Origin of the sequence: Weissella cibaria (assembly GCF_004521965.1) — a bacterium.
Lineage (GTDB): Bacteria > Bacillota > Bacilli > Lactobacillales > Lactobacillaceae > Weissella > Weissella cibaria_A.
Genome location: NZ_SDGK01000089.1, coordinates 1 through 357 on the forward strand (window position 1 = coordinate 1; position 357 = coordinate 357).

The following is a 357-nucleotide window of genomic DNA, read 5'->3' on the forward strand; positions in this document are numbered from 1 at the left end:
TGCTGGCAAAACATTAGTTTTGCGCGGTAGAAGTGTTGTTTTGCCAATTATCGACATAAATTTAGCACAGGAACACCACATCACACGCGTTTTGAGTGCTTTAAAAATTCCAATGCCCACTTACTCTGACTAAATTCATTGGGAGCCAAGCGCACAAGCAATACAACACAACAATCTGCGAATTGCCGTCAAATCAATTTACACGGCCAATAAAGGCATCTATGGGTATCGACGCATTGCAAAAGCCATGCGAGACCTATTCAAAATGGCGATTAGTGATCGCTTTGTATGGCAGTTGATGGAGTGAAGCCGGCATAAAATATCGTATGCAAAGGCGATATAACAAGCCCACAACGG

Annotated in this window: 1 protein-coding gene; it reads left to right on the forward strand. The window is 42.9% G+C overall.

What is annotated here, in order from left to right:
• Positions 1–181: 181 nt before the first annotated feature.
• Positions 182–307: an IS3 family transposase gene (locus tag EST42_RS11650; RefSeq protein WP_425335788.1), complete on the forward strand. Its 126-nt coding sequence runs from the start codon at positions 182–184 to the stop codon at positions 305–307.
• The last annotated feature ends 50 nt before the right edge of the window (positions 308–357 follow it).